General features: G+C 65.9%; 14 protein-coding genes. 10 read left to right on the top strand and 4 right to left on the bottom strand.

Annotation, left to right across the window (positions count from 1 at the left end; all coding sequences use genetic code 11):
- The 4 genes from M0R88_RS01740 to M0R88_RS01755 all read right to left on the bottom strand — a co-directional run bounded on the left by M0R88_RS01740 (position 1) and on the right by M0R88_RS01755 (position 4,258).
- Positions 1–2,259, bottom strand: a complete 2,259-nt coding sequence (locus M0R88_RS01740) for an NADP-dependent malic enzyme (RefSeq protein ID WP_248655247.1) — start codon at positions 2,257–2,259, stop codon at positions 1–3.
- Between the two features lie 82 nt (positions 2,260–2,341).
- Positions 2,342–2,746 carry an HVO_A0114 family putative DNA-binding protein gene (locus tag M0R88_RS01745; RefSeq protein ID WP_248655248.1) on the bottom strand — a complete coding sequence of 135 codons (405 nt, stop codon included), beginning with the start codon at positions 2,744–2,746 and terminating at the stop codon, positions 2,342–2,344.
- Positions 2,747–2,768: 22 nt separating this feature from the next.
- Positions 2,769–3,080 (bottom strand): toxin-antitoxin system TumE family protein, encoded by a 312-nt coding sequence (locus tag M0R88_RS01750; protein ID WP_248655249.1) that lies wholly within the window; start codon positions 3,078–3,080, stop codon positions 2,769–2,771.
- Between the two features lie 65 nt (positions 3,081–3,145).
- Entirely contained in the window at positions 3,146–4,258 is a 1,113-nt protein-coding gene (locus M0R88_RS01755; RefSeq protein WP_248655250.1) for a M24 family metallopeptidase, read from the bottom strand.
- A 375-nt stretch (positions 4,259–4,633) separates the two neighbouring features.
- On the opposite strand from M0R88_RS01755, the gene M0R88_RS01760 reads away from it, so the two are divergent.
- The 10 genes from M0R88_RS01760 to M0R88_RS01805 all read left to right on the top strand — a co-directional run bounded on the left by M0R88_RS01760 (position 4,634) and on the right by M0R88_RS01805 (position 14,652).
- Positions 4,634–5,110, top strand: a complete 477-nt coding sequence (locus M0R88_RS01760; protein ID WP_248655251.1) for a COX15/CtaA family protein — start codon at positions 4,634–4,636, stop codon at positions 5,108–5,110.
- A 93-nt stretch (positions 5,111–5,203) separates the two neighbouring features.
- Complete coding sequence (locus M0R88_RS01765) at positions 5,204–6,124, top strand: transporter substrate-binding domain-containing protein (RefSeq protein ID WP_368409406.1); 921 nt, start codon at positions 5,204–5,206, stop codon at positions 6,122–6,124.
- Positions 6,125–6,130: 6 nt separating this feature from the next.
- Positions 6,131–7,009, top strand: coding sequence for an amino acid ABC transporter permease (locus M0R88_RS01770; RefSeq protein WP_248655253.1), 879 nt, complete (start codon positions 6,131–6,133; stop codon positions 7,007–7,009).
- A complete protein-coding gene (locus M0R88_RS01775) occupies positions 7,009–7,788 on the top strand; it encodes an amino acid ABC transporter ATP-binding protein (protein WP_303649871.1) in 780 nt (259 codons plus the stop codon). Before M0R88_RS01770 ends, M0R88_RS01775 begins: the two co-directional genes overlap by 1 nt.
- A 139-nt stretch (positions 7,789–7,927) precedes the next feature.
- The gene (locus M0R88_RS01780) at positions 7,928–8,758 is read left to right on the top strand and encodes a basic amino acid ABC transporter substrate-binding protein (protein ID WP_248655254.1); all 831 of its coding nucleotides are present in this window, start codon (positions 7,928–7,930) and stop codon (positions 8,756–8,758) included.
- 4 nt (positions 8,759–8,762) lie between these two features.
- Positions 8,763–9,437 carry an amino acid ABC transporter permease gene (locus tag M0R88_RS01785; RefSeq protein ID WP_368409367.1) on the top strand — a complete coding sequence of 225 codons (675 nt, stop codon included), beginning with the start codon at positions 8,763–8,765 and terminating at the stop codon, positions 9,435–9,437.
- Entirely contained in the window at positions 9,434–10,183 is a 750-nt protein-coding gene (locus M0R88_RS01790) for an amino acid ABC transporter ATP-binding protein (RefSeq protein WP_303649872.1), read from the top strand. Before M0R88_RS01785 ends, M0R88_RS01790 begins: the two co-directional genes overlap by 4 nt.
- Positions 10,176–11,156: an amino acid ABC transporter permease gene (locus M0R88_RS01795; protein ID WP_248655255.1), complete on the top strand. Its 981-nt coding sequence runs from the start codon at positions 10,176–10,178 to the stop codon at positions 11,154–11,156. The genes M0R88_RS01790 and M0R88_RS01795 overlap by 8 nt, the downstream gene beginning before the upstream one ends.
- A gap of 165 nt (positions 11,157–11,321) precedes the next feature.
- A complete protein-coding gene (locus M0R88_RS01800; protein WP_248655256.1) occupies positions 11,322–13,055 on the top strand; it encodes a Na+/H+ antiporter NhaC family protein in 1,734 nt (577 codons plus the stop codon).
- Between the two features lie 163 nt (positions 13,056–13,218).
- The gene (locus M0R88_RS01805; RefSeq protein ID WP_248655257.1) at positions 13,219–14,652 is read left to right on the top strand and encodes a carboxylate--amine ligase; all 1,434 of its coding nucleotides are present in this window, start codon (positions 13,219–13,221) and stop codon (positions 14,650–14,652) included.
- Positions 14,653–14,675: the final 23 nt, after the last annotated feature.

A 14,675-nucleotide genomic window follows, 5' to 3' on the forward strand; every position in this document is an offset into this window, starting at 1 on the left:
TCACTCGTTCTGCTGGGCGTCTACGACCGCCACGCCCGCCAGATTCACGATGTCTTTGACCTCGTCGCCGCGCTGAATGACGTGGACCGGTTTGTCCATGCCGACCAGCATCGGGCCGATGGCGTCCGCGCCGCCCAGTCGCTGGAGGAGTTTGTAGCCGATGTTGCCCGCTTCGAGGTTCGGGAAGACCAGCAGGTTCGCGGGGTCGTCGAGTTCCGAGAACTCGTAGGTGCCGTTGAGGATGTCCTCCACGACCGCGGTGTCGGCCTGCATCTCGCCGTCTACCGGGAACTCGACCGTGGGGTCGGCGCGCAACTTCTCGGCGGCCTTCCGGGGCTTGCGGGTGCCCTCGTTGTCCACGCTTCCGAAGTTCGAGTACGACAGCATCGCGGCGCGCGGTTCGACGTTGAACCGGCGGGCGAGGTCGGCGGTGTGGCGGGTGATTTCGGCCAGCACGTCCTCGTCGGGGTCCTGATTCACCGTCGCGTCGGCGCAGAAGATGACGCGGTTCTTGAACGTGAGCATGTAGACGCCCGCGGCGTAGTCGGCGTCCTCGGCCGTCCCGATGACCTGCAGGGGCGGACGGAGCGCCGAGGGGTAGTGGTGGGTCAGCCCCGTCAGCATCGCGTCTGCGTCGCCCTGCTCGACCATCACGCTGGCGAAGTAGTTGCTGTCCTTCTCCACGAGGTCCTCGGCCTCGCTCTCGGTGATGCCCTTCCGGCGGCGGAGTTGGTAGAGGCGCTCGCCGTACGCCTCGTAGTCGCCGTTCGCGGGGTCGGCGATTTCGGGGTCGAAGTCGAGACCGAGCGACTCGGCGGTCGCCGCGATGGACTCGCGGTCGCCGACGAGGACCGGGTTGGCGATACCCTCCTCCTGCATCTGGTAGGCCGCCCGAATCATCTTCTCGTCGTCGCCCTCCGCCAGCGCGACGCGCTTGGGGTCGGACTTGGCCTTGTTGAGGACCACGCGCATCATCTCGCGGGACTTGCCGAGGCGGGCCTCCAGCGTCTCGACGTACTGCTCGGTGTCCAACTCGCTCCGGGCGACGCCCGACTCCATCGCGGCGTCGGCGACCGCGGGCGCGACCTCGAAGAGGACGCGGGGGTCGAGCGGTTTCGGGATGATGTACTCCGGCCCGAACTGGAGCGGTTGGTCGCCGTAGGCCTTGACCACGGCGTCGGGCACGTCCTGCTTAGCGAGGTCCGCGAGGGCTTCCGCCGCGGCGATTTTCATCTCCTCGTTGATTTCGGTCGCGCGAACGTCCAACGCGCCCCGGAAGATGAACGGGAATCCGAGGACGTTGTTGACCATGTTCGGGTAGTCAGAGCGCCCGGTCGCCATGATGACGGTGTCGTCGCGGGCCGCCTTGGCCTCCTCGTAGCCGATTTCCGGGTCGGGGTTCGCCATGGCGAAGATGACGGGGTCGTCGGCCATCGACCGGACCATCTCCTCACCGACGATGCCGGCGACCGAGAGACCGACCAGCACGTCCGCGCCCTCCATCGCGTCCGCGAGGTCGCCCTCCGGCACGTCGCGGGCGAACTCGGCCTTGTAGTCGTTGACGTCGCCGTGTTCGGCCCGGTTCTCGGTGATGATGCCCGAGGAGTCGCACATGATGATGTTCTCCTTCTTCGCGCCGAGCGAGACGTAGAACCGGGCGGTAGCGATGGCCGACGCCCCCGCCCCGGAGAAGACGATGTTCAGGTCCTCCAAGTCCTTCCCGTTGATTTCGGTCGCGTTGAGCAGCGCCGCGCCCGAGATGATGGCGGTACCGTGCTGGTCGTCGTGGAAGACGGGGATGTCCATCTCCTCGCGGAGGGTCTCCTCTATCTCGAAGCACTCGGGAGCCTTGATGTCCTCCAGATTGATGCCGCCGAAGGTCGGTTCCATCGCCTTCGTCGTCCGAATCACGTCCTCGGCGTCTTCCTGATCCAACTCGATGTCGAAGACGTCGATGTCGGCGAATCGCTTGAACAGGACGCCCTTCCCCTCCATGACGGGTTTGGAGGCCTGCGCGCCGATGTCGCCCAGTCCGAGGACCGCCGACCCGTTCGATACGACGCCCACGAGGTTGCCCTTCGCAGTGTACTTGTAGGCGTCGTCGGGGTCGTCGGCGATGGCGCGACAGGGCGCGGCCACGCCCGGCGAGTACGCCAGACTCAGGTCGCGCTGGGTGTTCGTCGGCTTGGTCGTCGAAATCTCGATCTTCCCCGGTGGCTCCTCCCGGTGGTAGTCGAGTGAGTCCTCGTCTAATCCCATAGTCGGGGGAACCGTCGCCGAGCGTAAAAAGCTACCCGAAGGCGTCGAACCGGGGTTCGACAGACGACGAAAAGCGGTGGGTCTACGGCGTCGCAACGTCGGTATCGCTTCCCGAGTCGGTAAACGGCAGGTCGATTTCAAGCCCGTCGTACGCCAGCAGTGGCTTCTTTGCCTTACCGGAGCCGCCGCCCTCGAATTCGACGACGCCGATGTCTTCGAGTTCGGAGAGATTTCGATGGACCTGCTTGTAATCCCGATTGACTAGGTCCGCTGCTCGACTGATGCTGTCGGGTTCGTGTTCGGCGATGGCTTCGAGTAGCTCCAAATTTTTCTGACTGAGGAGTCGGCTCAGGTCGGCATACGACTCGAAGTTCAACACCGGTTGTGCGTCGTCGAGAGAGACGCCCTCCTCGGCGGCCTCTATCCGCCGACGCGTTCGGTCACCCAATCGGTCGCGTTCGCCGACGGTAACTTTGAGTTTTGGCATGAGTTGTCACCTCCGTAGCGGTCTACACCGATTCCGGCCAACTCCATCGGTTGGCCGTCGCTTCCTCGGCTTCGGTCTCGAACCGGTCGTAGAGTTCGAGCATGCCGGGGAAGTCGATGTACTCGACCTTGCTCCGGGTGTGGCGCTCGTGACCTTTCGTCCGTTCGTGAGCGTTGTCGTACCGGAGGACGGTCTCACCACCGACTTTTCCGAGATGGAGACTGTAATCCCATCCGCACGGATACTTATCGTCGTCCGTCTTTCGAATCGTCACGTCCAGTACGTATCCGTCCTCGACAGACTGCCAGTCTTCGATTACGGTGTAGTCCGCCATCCATCGACCTATGTTATTACCTCCATAGGTATAAAATCGAGGGTCTACTTAGCCGTCGTCCTCGCTCAACTCTCGCCGTCTTCCTGCACCAGCACGTCCGGACGCTCGATTACGCCGTCGTAGTCGTAGGCGTCCACCGGCGTCGTCGGCCACTCGCCGGTGTCGGTCAGCACCTCGAAGCCGTCGTCCGTCACCAGCACGGTGTCCTCGCTCTTGGCACCCCGAACTGTCGGGTTGTAGGCGTAGGCCATCGGCGTCGTGATTTCGGCGTCGTCGCCGACCTCGGGCGCGGCGAACCACTCCCGGCCCGCGAACCCGGCCGCGCCGCCCTGATGGTGTTTCTGCCACTCGTCGTCGTAACCCAGATGCTCGTAGGCGGCCTGAACCGCCTGAAAGACGCTGGCGGGGTCGCCCGAGAGGTCGGCGACCGCCCGCGTCGCGCCGAGCGCGGTCACTTCCACGATGCGGGCGGCGTGGTGCTTCTCGCCGAGTTCGTTCAGGTCGGCGTCGTCCATCTCCGACTCGAAGGCGACACAGCGGGTCGCGCTGGCGTGGAGGCCGTCGCGCTGGGTCGTGACCGAGACGAGCGCGTACTCGCCCAGTCGGGCGTTCGTCGGCGTGTAGTGGCGGTACTTCTGGGCGCGCTCGCTTCCGCCGACCAGCGCGACGGGCACCTCGATGCCGCGGGCCGAGAGCGCGACCCGGAGCGCGGAGGCGACCTCCGACTCCACGTCGCCGGGTCGGAGTTCCCGACAGACCGACTCGACGGCTTGGGCGGTCTCCCGCCCGAGTTGCCGGTAGTTCTCGATGTCGTCCTCGGTTAGCGGTTGGCGGAGCGGCGAGGCCTCGACCGTCTCCATGCCGGGCACGTCGAAGTCGGCCGCGGCGGGCGCGTCGCCGTGGTCGGCGACCGCCTCGGCCAGCGACTGCTCGTACCACTGGAACTCGGTGACGGGCGCGTCCACTTCCTCGTCGCGGAAGCGGTTCGCTTCGATGTTACTCGTCACGACTTCGAGTCCGTCGCCGTCGTAGCCCACGGCGGCCACGCCGACGTCGCCCTCGCGGTCCACGACGTTGTTCGCACCGGTCAGCCACGCGAAGGAGTTCGGTCGCGCGAACCAGACGGCTTCGAGGTCGTTCTCCGCGAGGTAGGCGTCGAGACGCTCCTGCTTGGTCATGTGTGGGCGCTCGTGGTCGATGGCCTTCAAGCAGGTGGATTCGGTCAGTATTGGTCCCGGTTCGCTCTCGTTTCCTCTCCGGGTGATTTCGCACGGCTTCGGCGACCACGGGTTCGCGCATCTTCACTGACCACGGGTTCGCGAATCCTCACGAGCGACAGGATGCGCTGTGCGGATTCATCACCGCGAGAGTTCTCTCCCCGGCAACTCCGTCACCAGTTGAGCCACTTCTCACACTCCCCGACCGAACCGACTCCCGCCCCGAATCCGTCCGGAGCGCGAGTCGAACAGACCTAAGTACGACCGGCCGAAACCTCCGGTAAGGGGAGTTCCAACCGTGCAAGTCCACACACTCCGTTCGGGAGGTGTCCGCTGATGGTCCGGTTCCGCCACCTCGCGGGCGTCACGACCGGTCTCACGTTCGTCCTCATCCTGCTCGGCGTCTACACCGCCGCGATGGGCGCTGGACTGTCGTGTTCGGCCCAGTGGCCCTTCTGCGACGGCGGCCTGATTCCGCAGACGTGGCCGAGCTTCATCGAGTGGTTCCACCGCCTCGTCGCCATGATAACCGGGTTCTTCATCCTCGGCACCGCCGCCGGGTCGTGGAAGTACACAGACGAGAAGCGCATCCGGGGCGCGGCCACCCTCGCGCTCGCCGTCACGCCGATTCAGGTCGTGTTGGGCGGCGCGACGGTGTTCGTCTACACGCCGCTCGTGCAGGTCGCCCATCACACCGCCGCGCTGGTAATCTTCGGCGCGCTGTTGGCGACGACGCTGTGGTCCTACGAGGAGACGGGCGCGCCCGACTCCCGGACCGCCGACACTGCGGCCGGCTATCCGAGCGACGACTGAACAATTTAGCGTCTCTTCCCTCCGAATCTGGACGTTTCGCGCCACGATTATATAGTGTCGCGTAGACGTGACTTCGGGGGAAAAACAATGGACATCGACAGGCGGTCGTTTGTCAAGGGGAGTGCAGGAATCGTCGGCGGACTCGCGATGGGCGGGGTCTCCGGAGCGCAGAATCAGGGGCCCGTCCGAATCGGCTCGGACATCCCGTACAAGCCGTTCGAGTACCGGACCGCGCAGGGGAAGTTGACCGGGTTCGACCCGGCGATGGCGCAGGCCATCTTCGCCGAGGAGATGGGCCTCGAATACGAGTTCGTGGACACCGGGTTCGACACCATCATTCCGAGTCTCAACAACGGGAACTTCCGAATCATCATGTCCGCGATGACCATCAACGAGCAGCGCGACCAGAAGGTGGACTTCTCGGACCCGTACTTCGTGGCCTACCAGACCGTCGCCATCCTGCAGGGGAGCGACATCGACGAGCTATCCGACCTCCGTGGGAAGACGGTCGCGGTCCAGAAGGGGACGACCGGCGAGGCCGCCGCCGAGGAACTGAAAAAGCAGTTCGACGGCGAACTCACCATCGACAGCTACGACCAGATTCCGGGCGCGTTCAACGCCTTGCTCCGGAATCAGGCGGTCGCGGTCATCAACGACAACGCGGTCAACGCTCAGTACACCCAAGAGCAGGAGCGCATCGTCCTGCTGAAGGGTGAAGGCGTCGCCGCCGAGCAACAGGGCGAGAACGCGCCGGACTACCTCACGCTCACGGTTGAGGAGTACGGCATCGCCTTCCGGCAGGACGACGACGAGTTCCGCCAGCGGGTCAACGACGCGCTCAACCGTGTCATCGGGAGCGGACGCTACGAGGAGCTGTATCGGGAGTTCTTCCCCGGTAATCCGCCAGCGAGCATTCTGGCCCGCGCTCGGCCCCAACCGGGGACGACTGCGGCGAACGGCACGGCGACCGGAAACGCCACGGGGACCACCACGGACACGAACTCCAGCGGATAATCCGCAATGGCCGAGACCTACACCGAGGACCGCGGCGGCGAGGTAACGACCGACGAGGGGCTACTGACCGACGAGCGAGTCAAGTGGGCGGGGCTGTCGGTCGCGGTGGCGTTCACCGCAACCATCATCGCGTTCGTCGGGTACATCCTGCTGGAGTTCGTGGACTACGAACTCCTGATGGTCGTTTGGCCGCGGTTCGTGGGGGCGACGTGGCTCGTCATCCAAATCGTGCTCATCTCCAGCGTCCTCGCGCTGACGGCCGGGGTGTTCGTCGGTCTCGGGCGAGTGTCGAAGACCGCACTCACGAACTCGATAGCCACGGCGTACGTCGAGTTCTTCCGGGGGACGCCGTTGCTGTTCCAGCTGTTCATCATCTACCTCGGGATTCCGCAACTCTGGCCGCCCGCGTGGGGGCCGTTCCCGGCGACGAACTGGAGCTTCGCGGCCGCCATCATCGGGCTGACGCTGAACCACGCCGCCTACGTCGGCGAGGCTGTCAAGGGCGGCATCAACGCGGTGCCCGACGGTCAGATGGAGGCCGCCCGGTCGCTCGGGATGTCATACGTCGATTCGATGCGCGAGGTCATCCTGCCTCAAGCGTCCCGGAACGCGCTGGCGGCCATCGGCAACGACCTCGTGATTCTGGTGAAAGACACCTCGCTGTTGACCGTGCTGGCGGTCCCGGAGATTATCAGCGTGTTCAGAAACATCAACTCCAACCAGTTCGACGCGTGGACGCCCATCGTCCTCGTCTCTATCTCGTACCTCGTCATCACCCTCCCGCTCATGCGGACCATCCGGTACTTCGAGGCCCGCGCCGAGTGGGGATCGGGCGACGACGAGGACGAAGAACCGAGGGACTGGCTCGCGTGGGGTGAGCACTGATGAGCGACGCCGGTGAGACCACGGCCACGACCGACGACCTCGCCAGCGGGCAACCGATGGTCGAGTTCGAGGGCGTGGACAAGTTCTTCGGGAGCGCGCACGTCCTGAAGGACATCGACCTCGCGGTCGAGGAGCGGGAAGTGGTCGTCGTCGTCGGCCCGAGCGGGAGCGGGAAGTCCACGCTCCTGCGGTGCGTCAACCGCCTCGAAGAGATTCAGGACGGCGAGGTCCGCATCGGCGGTGAGTCCATCACCGCGCCGGGCGTGGACGTGAACCGCCTCCGCCAGAAGGTCGGCATGGTCTTCCAGCACTTCAACCTCTTCCCGCACAAGACGGCCCTGGAGAACGTCACGCTCGCGCCCGTGCGAGTTCGAGGTCTTTCGACGGCCGAGGCCCGACGGACGGGCGAGGACCTGCTGAAGGAGGTCGGTTTGGGCGATCAGATGGACTCGTATCCCGCGGAGCTATCGGGCGGCCAGCAACAGCGGGTCGCCATCGCTCGCGCGCTGGCGATGGACCCCGACGTGATGCTGTTCGACGAGGTAACCTCGGCGCTCGACCCGGAACTCGTCGGCGAGGTGCTGGGCGTCATGCGCGGCCTCGCCGAGGAGGGCATGACGATGCTGGTCGTTACCCACGAGATGGGGTTCGCCCGCGAGGTCGGCGACCGCGTGGTGCTGATGTCGGAGGGCCGTATCGTTGAGGAGGGACCTCCCGACGAGTTCTTCGACCGTCCGGGGACCGACCGGGCCAAGCAGTTCCTCGAGCGCGTGCTGTGAGCCGTGACCTCGGCAAGTCCGGGCGGCCGCCCGCCGCCGTCGGCTAAGGATTGTTCAGAAAACTATCCATTTTCCGCAATTTTTGAACAGTAGACCGGGTGAGAAAGGTTAAAAAGCGTAGTCTTCCTCCTGTGGGAGTATGGAACACAGAACTTCCGTCGATATGGACCGGCGTACCTACGTGAAGGTCGTCGGTGCGAGCAGCGTCGCAGGGCTGACCGGAACCGCGGGTTGTGTCGGTAGCATCTCCGGAAGCGGCGACGAGAGCACCACCACCGAAAAGGGCGGCAAACTGACCGCCGGGACCGCGCCCGGCTTTCCCCCGTTCGAGATGAAGAAGGGCGGCGAACTCGTCGGCTTCGACATCGACCTGCTGGAGGCGGTCGTCTCCGAGAGCGAGTACACGCTCTCGGGATGGGAGGAGTTCGAGTTCAAGGGACTCATGCCCGCGCTGGCTAGCGAGAAAATCGACGTCATCGCTGGCGCGATGACCATCAACGACGAGCGCGACAAGAAAATCGACTTCTCGAACCCCTACTACAGCGCCGACCAGTCGATACTCGTGCGCAAGGGCGGCGACTTCTCGCCGTCGAAACTCGGCGACTTCTCGGGCCACCCCGTCGGCGCGCAGAAGGGCACCACTGGCGAGGGCATCATCAAGGACGAACTCATCTCGAAGGGCAAACTCAAGGAGTCGAACTACAACTCCTACGGGAGCTACGTGCTGGCCGTCGAGGACCTCGTGAACGGCAACATCGACGCCATCGTCATCGACAAGCCGGTCGCCAAGACGTTCCAGAGCGAGCGGGACGTCTCCATCGCGTTCACCTACGAGACCGGCGAGCAGTACGGCTTCGGCGTGCGCCAGGGCGACAGCGAGGTCCAGAAGGCCCTCAACAGCGGTCTGAAGGCCGTCCGCGACAGCGGAAAGTACGCCGAGATTCGCAACAAGTGGTTCAGCGACTCGTAGAGCCGTGCTGACTCCCCTGCTCTCGAGCGACTGGACGTTCGTCGTCGAGAACGTGCCGTACCTGTTCGGCGGGATAGTGCTGACCGTCGCGCTGACGGCCGCCAGCATCCTGCTCGGCTTCGCCGCCGGATTCCCGGCGGGGACCGTCGAGGTGTACGGCGGTCGGTACGCCAGCGGCGCGGTCGAGACGGTCGGCGTCGTCCTCCGGGGGACGCCCATCGTCGTCATCCTGCTGTTCGCGTACTTCGGGACGCCCATCGAGAGCGCGTTCGCCGCGGCCGTCCTCGGTCTCGGCCTGCGAAGTGCGGCCTACCAGTCCCAGATATTCCGGGGTGCGATACAGAGCATCGACGAGGGACAGATGGAGGCCGCCCGCGCGGTCGGGATGTCCCGATTGCAAGCGATTCGCCACGTCGTCGTCCCGCAGGCGCTCCGTCGGTCGATTCCGGGGTTCCAGAACGAATTCACCATCGTCCTCAAGGACACGAGCGTCGCGTTCGCCATCGGTCTCTCGGAGCTGCTGACCCGGAGCAACGACCTGTTCGTCCAGAACACCAACGCCGTGCTGGAGGTCATCCTGTTCGCCAGCGCGGTGTACTTCGTGCTGACGTTCGCCACCAATCGGACGCTGGACTACGTCGGCAACGTCTTCGCAGTTCCCACAGGTGATTCCACATGAGTCTGCTACGCGTCGAGAACCTCTCGAAGAGCTACGGTGACGAACGCGTCCTCCGGGACGTGAGCTTCGAAATGGACCGGGGCGACGTCGAAGTCGTCGTCGGCCCGAGCGGGAGCGGGAAGTCCACGCTCCTGCGGTGTGTCAACCGCCTCACGGAGTACGACTCCGGCGACATCTACCTCGACGGGGACAGTACGACGGGACCGGACGCGGACGTGAACCAGCTTCGGCGGGACGTCGGCATGGTGTTCCAGGACTTCAACCTGTTCGCGCACCTGACCGCCCGCAAGAACATCACCTTGGGTCTCCGGCGGGTCAAGGGACTCTCGAAGGAGGAAGCCAGAAGCGCGGCCGACGAACACCTCGAAATGGTCGGTCTCGCGGCGCAGGCCGACTCCTACCCGGCGGAACTCTCGGGCGGCCAGAAACAGCGGGTCGGCATCGCCCGGGCACTGGCGATGGAACCCAAACTGATGCTGTTCGACGAACCGACCAGCGCGCTCGACCCCGAACTCATCGGCGAGGTGGTCGGCGTGATGGAGAAACTGGTCGAGCGCGGGATGACGATGCTGGTCGTCACCCACGAGATGGGGTTCGCCCGGTCGGCGGCCAGCACCGTCACCTTCCTCGAAGACGGCAACATCGTCGAGCGTGGCCCGCCCGAACAGTTGTTCGAGAGCCCCGAACAGGCGCGGACCGGGGAGTTCCTCGGTCGCCTCGACAAGGTCCACGCCGACCATGAGTGACGTGACTCGGCGTGCGACGGCGGTCCCGCGCTGGCGGTCGTACGGACTCCGCCAGTGGCTCGGCGTCGCGGCCGCGGCGCTGTTCTGGGGGTGGCTCGTCTTCCGGTGGGTCAACGACTGGCTGCTCGGCGGGGCCGTCGTTCCGCCCGGCCAACCGCTAATTCCGGCCGCGGCGTTCGCCGGCGTCGCCGAGTCGCTGTCGGCGGCGGCCGACGCGCTCGGTCTCCTCGGGTGGCCCCTCGCGCAGGTCGCGGGACTGTTCTCGTTCCTCGCGACCGGCGCGCCGGCGCTCCCCGCGCTGGCGCAGGGCGCGTGGTTGACCGTCGTGCTGACGGTCACCAGCATCGCGCTGGGGTTCGTCCTCGCCGTCCCGCTCGCGGTCACGCGGGTGTACGGCGAGAAGACGGCGTGGCTCTCGCTGGCCTACACCGAACTCATCCGCGGGACGCCGCTGCTGGCCCAGTTGTTCGTGCTCTACTACGGCATGGGGCTGTCGGCGTGGATACGTGAACTGCCGCTGGTCGGCGTCGGCTTCGTCCCGAACCAGGCCGTCTGGGTCGCCATCATCGGCTTCACCATCAACGGGTCGGCCTACCAGTCGGAGTACATCCGAGCGGCCATCGAGAGCGTCGATTCTGGACAGTTGACCGCGGCCCGCGCGGTCGGGATGTCGAAGCTCGCCGGGATTCGCCACGTCGTCCTGCCGCAGGGGCTTCGCTACGCGATACCTGGCTGGTCGAACGAACTGGTCTATCTCATCAAGTACTCGTCGCTGGCGGCGTTCATCACCGTCCCCGAACTGTTCGAGCGCGCCGACGCCGTCGCGTCCGAGACGTTCGAGTTCACCACGATGTACGCGTTCGCCGCGCTCCTCTATCTCGGACTCGTCCTCTCGGCGTCGAAACTGATGTCGGTCGTCGAACGCCGGTTCGCCATCCCCGGCATCGGCACGGTCGAGGGTCGAGACCAGTAGCCGACCGACTCCGACGAGCCGGTCCGAGACCGTCCGCTCCGAACAGTTCCGGCGGGTACCGTAGTTCGCGTCGTTCGGTGACACCTCGTATTTCCTGAGATTCAGGCCGCAGAGAGTTTCTTTCAGTCGCAACCCATATGTGGCACCGACTGCCACCGATTGGGTATGGCTCTCGAAAGTATCGACGCTGGCGTCTGGTCGCTCGTCCCCGCCATCCTCGCCATCACGCTGGCGTGGACGACCCGAGACGCGCTCATCGGCCTGTTCGTCGGCGTAGCGAGCGCCGGACCGATTTACGGCGCGCTGAAACCGGGCGCGGCCGCGGTCGGCGTGCCGCCGGACATGGTGGGTCAAGTACTCGTCTCGCAGATACAAACCCCGTGGTTGACGGTCGGCCCGGTCACGACAGGAAACCTCCTCGGCGCGCTGTTCGGCCTGAAATTGATTCCGACGCTCGTCGCCACCGCACCCCTGTTCAGTTCCGCGTGGTACGTCGAGAACGTCCTTCTCGCCATCTTCGCCATCGGCGGGATGATAGGCTTGATGATTCGGGCGGGCGCGATTCAGGGCGTCCTCGAAGCGCTCGCCGACTGGGCCGACTCCCCGGCGGACGCCGAGAAGGCGGCCTACATCGCGGGAATCGCGGTCCACATCGACGACTACTTCAACTGCTTGGTGGTCGGGTCGATGATGCGCCCACTGACGGACAAGTACAACGTCTCGCGGGCGAAGTTGGCCTACTACGTGGACTCGGCGGGGAGTCCGGCCGCGCGCCTCGCGTTCTACTCGACGTGGGGCGCGGCGCTCATCGGCTTCATCGGCGCGGGACTCGAATCCGCCGCGAGTCAGGGCGTGCTTCCCCAAGCGATGAGCGGGTTCGTGAAGGCCGGGAGCGACGGGCCGACCGCGGTCACGGCCGAGATATGGCCGCTGTTCTTCAACAGCCTCTTCTTCGGGTTCTACTCGTGGGTCGCGCTCATCATCGCCGCGCTGGTCGCGTGGCAGGTCTTCCCGAACATCTTCGGGATGAAGCGAGAGGAGGAGCGCGCTCGCGCCGGGAACGGCGTCGTCGGCGAGGACCACGACCCGATGATCTCCGAGGAGATGGACCGCTACGAGATGGCCGAGACCGCGACGACCGACTGGCGGAACTTCGCGGTCCCGGTCGCGGTGATGATAGCGGTCGGTCTCGGCGCGATGTTCTGGCGCGGGAGTCCCGTGGTCCACGTGCCCGGCGAACCCGAGAACCTGCTGTTCGCGCTCGGGGGCTATCAGTTCATGCTCCCGCCCGCGGGCGAGTGGGCGTTCAACATCGGCGGCGTCAAGTTGGGACTCGCGGCGACGGCGGCGCTGGTCGTCGCGGCGGTTCTGTACCGCCTGCGCGGGGATATCCCGAGCAACGACGACGCGACCGACGCGATGGTCCACGGGTTCAAGGGTATCTTCCTCGCGGCGCTCATCCTGATGTTGGCCTCCTCGATTCAGAACAGCGTCACCGTGCTAGGCATCTCGAACTTCGTCACCGACTGGTTCCGGGGCGTCCCGGCCGCGGTGATTCCCCTGCTCGTGTTCCTCGCCACCGCAGGCATCAGTTTCGCCGACGGGAGTTCGTGGTCCACCTACGGCATCATGTTCCCCATCGCCATCCCGGTGGCGTTCACGACGGGCGCGAATCTGCCGCTCGTGCTGGGCGCGGTGTTCAGTGGCGGCATCTTCGGCGACCACTCCTCGCCCATCTCGGACACGACGGTGCTGGCGTCCTCGACGTCGGGGAGCGACCACCTCGTCCACGTCCGGACCCAGATTCCCTACGCGGTCGTCACGGCGGCCATCGCGGGGACGCTCTTCCTGTTGCTCGGGTTCGTCCTGCCGCAGGGCTTCGAGATATTCCCGTACTGACCGCCTTCTCTCCGGTCGTTTCGGCGTAGGGCCGGCCTGACGCGGGGATGGTGCCGTCTACGGACCCGCAGGGCGGATTTACGTGCGAGTTGTTCACAAGGAAATATATCCGCACCCGAACAGATTCCGTATAACAAAGCCTCCCAAAGACGACGGGAGAGGCATGGGAGACCCCCATCCCACCACCGAGTCTGCGGTGGTCGTCCCCGCCATCGACACGGCGAGTAGCACGGCCGCCGTCCGGTCGCTCGGTCGGCACGGTATCCACACTATCGCGGTTTCGGAACGCGAGACGCCCCCGGCGAGCAGCTCGAAGTATTGCGACGAGTTCGTCACAGTTCCCGACCCGACGCGCGACTTGCAGGCCTACGAAGCGGCGCTCTTCGACCTCGCGCGCCGCGAGCGCGTCGATGCTATCCTGCCGTTCCGAGAGTCGGACGTGTACGCCCTCTCGCGGAACCGCCAGGCGTTCGCCGACCACGTCGGCACGCCGTGGCCCGCCCTCGACCGTCTCCGGCAGGCCCAAGACCGCGTGGAACTGTTCGACGCCGCGGCGGCCGCGGGCGTCGGGGCACCGGAGACGGCGTTGCTCGACGACTGGGACGACTGGGACCGCGACGTCATCGTCAAGCCCCGGTACACGGTCCACGCCACCGAGTACTCCGACCGCTTCGCCCGAAGTCACACCCAGTGGAGTTCGACCCGGTACGTCTCGCCCGACGAGACCCCCGACCGGGACGCGCTGGTCGCCGAGACGGGCCACGTCCCGATAGTCCAGGAGTACGTCCCGGACTCTGACGAGTACGGCTTCTTCGCACTCTACGACGAGGGCGAGGCGCTCGCCACCTTCCAGCACCGCGAGCGTCGCGGGTGGCAGTACTCCGGCGGGCCGAGCGCCTACCGCGAGTCGGTCGAAATCCCGGAATTGGAGGCCTCTGGCCGGCGACTGCTGGACGAACTCGACTGGCACGGGGTTGCGATGGTCGAGTTCCTGCGCGACCCCGAGACCGGGGAGTTCGAACTCATGGAGGTCAACCCCCGGTTCTGGTCGTCACTCCCGTTCACGGTGCAGGCGGGCGTCGATTTCCCGAAACTCTACTGGCGGCGGGCGACCGGTAGGTCCGTCGAGCGCGCGCCCGACTACGACGCGGGCGTCGCCGGCCACCTCCTCTGGGGCGAACTCCTCCACCTGAAGAGCATCGTCGCCGACGACGTCGCGCTGGTCGAACGCCCGTCGCTCGCCGAGACGGCGCTCGCCGTCGCCGGGTCTGTCGTCCGGGACCGCCGGTTCGACTACCTCAGCGCCGACGACTTCGGGCCGTTCGTCCGCGACGTTCGGAACACGCTCGGTCTCCTCGCGCCCGGCGCGAGCGACGCGGCGGACGACCCGGACCTGCCCGAGCGGGCGACCCGTCCGCCGGAACCGGAACCGGTCGAGTCGCTGTCAGGGCGCGTCGGACGGGCGGCGAACCGGCCCGACGCGGCGCGGTCCGGCGGAGCGACGGCGGAGCGACTCCGATCTGCGCGAGACCACGCTGTGGAATCGGTAGACGATTCCATCCCTATCTCAGAGCAAGCGAAATCGTCGTCTGACTGATCGACGGTCGGTCGGCGGTTCAG

Source organism: Halorussus gelatinilyticus (assembly GCF_023238445.1).
GTDB classification, from domain to species: Archaea; Halobacteriota; Halobacteria; order Halobacteriales; family Haladaptataceae; genus Halorussus; species Halorussus gelatinilyticus.

Coding starts and splice junctions, on each gene's coding strand:
- M0R88_RS01740 (WP_248655247.1), bottom strand. CDS start 2,259: ATGGGATTAGACGAGGACTCACTCGACTACCACCGGGAGGAGCCACCG.
- M0R88_RS01745 (WP_248655248.1), bottom strand. CDS start 2,746: ATGCCAAAACTCAAAGTTACCGTCGGCGAACGCGACCGATTGGGTGAC.
- M0R88_RS01750 (WP_248655249.1), bottom strand. CDS start 3,080: ATGGCGGACTACACCGTAATCGAAGACTGGCAGTCTGTCGAGGACGGA.
- M0R88_RS01755 (WP_248655250.1), bottom strand. CDS start 4,258: ATGACCAAGCAGGAGCGTCTCGACGCCTACCTCGCGGAGAACGACCTC.
- M0R88_RS01760 (WP_248655251.1), top strand. CDS start 4,634: ATGGTCCGGTTCCGCCACCTCGCGGGCGTCACGACCGGTCTCACGTTC.
- M0R88_RS01770 (WP_248655253.1), top strand. CDS start 6,131: ATGGCCGAGACCTACACCGAGGACCGCGGCGGCGAGGTAACGACCGAC.
- M0R88_RS01775 (WP_303649871.1), top strand. CDS start 7,009: ATGAGCGACGCCGGTGAGACCACGGCCACGACCGACGACCTCGCCAGC.
- M0R88_RS01780 (WP_248655254.1), top strand. CDS start 7,928: ATGGAACACAGAACTTCCGTCGATATGGACCGGCGTACCTACGTGAAG.
- M0R88_RS01790 (WP_303649872.1), top strand. CDS start 9,434: ATGAGTCTGCTACGCGTCGAGAACCTCTCGAAGAGCTACGGTGACGAA.
- M0R88_RS01795 (WP_248655255.1), top strand. CDS start 10,176: ATGAGTGACGTGACTCGGCGTGCGACGGCGGTCCCGCGCTGGCGGTCG.
- M0R88_RS01800 (WP_248655256.1), top strand. CDS start 11,322: ATGGCTCTCGAAAGTATCGACGCTGGCGTCTGGTCGCTCGTCCCCGCC.
- M0R88_RS01805 (WP_248655257.1), top strand. CDS start 13,219: ATGGGAGACCCCCATCCCACCACCGAGTCTGCGGTGGTCGTCCCCGCC.